Here is a 1,468-nt window from a genome sequence, read left to right on the forward strand (position 1 = left end):
CGACGCAGGCAGTCCAGAATGGTGCCATCCTGCCGGATCACCACCAGATTGGAGCAGCGACCCATGATCTCACAGGCAAGGGTAATGACCACGCTGTCCCCCAACTCATTGGTACACTGAAAGTCCAGAAAGAGGATCCGTTCCAGTCCATCCTGCCGGATGGCAATGAGCCGCCCCCCGGTGAGATGCTTCCGCAAAAGCATACAGAACATGGGAGGCTTTGCAGGGTTATCCACAGCCACCTGGGTCATATGCACCCGGGCACTGCTGGGAGCAGCGGAGATCAGCAGCTTTTTTGCCCCCTGCTTTGTGCGAAAGCCCAGGATCACTGACTCCCGGGAGGGCTGATACACCTTGTCGATCCGCCCCTCCAGCAGGCAGTCCAGCTCCCCTTGTATCATGTGCAGAAATGCACCGTCCAATGCCATGAAGATTCTCCTTTCAGAACTGATACTGTACCGGATCCCGGTTCGTCTCTGCATAAAAAACAGGAAGCTCCGGGAATGCCTGTCCCATTGCCTGCTCCAGTCGGCGCATCACCGGCACCTCCAGGTGATAATGCCCACAGTCAAACAGGGCAATGCCGGCGGATCGGGCAGCATACCACCGGTCGTGCTTCACATCCCCGGTGATAAACGCATCACAGCCTGCTCTGATTGCCTCCTCCAGCATGGAACCGCCGGAACCGCATGCAAACCCGATCCGGCGGATGGGCTTGTTTCCGGCAGCATACCGCACCACCGTGCAATCCAGGCACTGCTTCAGTGCGACTGCCAGCTGTGCAGCATCCCAGCAGCGGTGGCTGTTCACTGCCATCCCAAAGCCCTCCTCCAGCATCTGCCCGGATTCCTCCAGTTCCAGTGCCGGACGAAGCAGCTCCAGCAGGGTGTTGTTTACGCCCTCGGCTGCTCTGTCCAAAGGGGTATGGGAACAGATCGCCGCCATACCATGCTGTACCAACCCGTACACAGGATGGGTGGGAGTCAACTGCCGCAGGGGGTCAAAGATCACCGGATGGTGGGCAAGGAGCAGATCACAATGCTTCCGGGCAGCCTCCTCCACCGCATCCGAAGAAATGTCCAGAGTCAGCAGTATCCCATGCACTTCCTGCTCCATACTACCCACCAGCAAGCCGGAGTTATCCCACCGTTCCTGACCTGCAAAGGGGGCGTATGCGTCCAGCCAGTTGTAAATTTCCTTAACCTGCATGCTCCTGCTCCTTTCCCTGTGCCCAGGCAGTCAATGCCGCCGCCAATGCTTCTTCCGACCCGGCATCCAGTCCTGCCCGGGTCAATCCTGCCGCCTTTTTTTCCAGTGCATCCGTCTGCGCCTGTACATACGCCCGGGCAACGGGATCCCTTTGATCCAGCGCACCGATGCGAGCCTCCAGAGGAGATATGTTCCGCTTTTCCCCGGTATACTGCGCCTGCATCACCGTGTACAGCCGCTGCTCCTCCTGTGCCGGGAT

At 58.8% G+C, this 1,468-nt stretch carries 2 protein-coding genes and 1 pseudogene; all 3 read right to left on the reverse strand.

All coding sequences use genetic code 11. From position 1 onward, the window contains the following. Positions 1 to 47: 47 nt before the first annotated feature. Positions 48 to 482, reverse strand: a pseudogene (locus QVO51_RS03985) (NFACT family protein); the annotation flags it as partial. After that, positions 442 to 1,209, reverse strand: a complete 768-nt coding sequence (locus QVO51_RS03990; protein WP_022357336.1) for a Nif3-like dinuclear metal center hexameric protein — start codon at positions 1,207 to 1,209, stop codon at positions 442 to 444. The pseudogene QVO51_RS03985 and the gene QVO51_RS03990, both read right to left, overlap by 41 nt. After that, a partial coding sequence (locus QVO51_RS03995) for a hypothetical protein (RefSeq protein WP_288167837.1) occupies positions 1,199 to 1,468 on the reverse strand: 270 nt, incomplete at its 5' end. The genes QVO51_RS03990 and QVO51_RS03995, both read right to left, overlap by 11 nt.

Origin of the sequence: Ruminococcus sp. CAG:379 (genome assembly GCF_000434255.1) — a bacterium.
Lineage (GTDB): Bacteria > Bacillota > Clostridia > Oscillospirales > Ruminococcaceae > Ruminococcus_F > Ruminococcus_F champanellensis.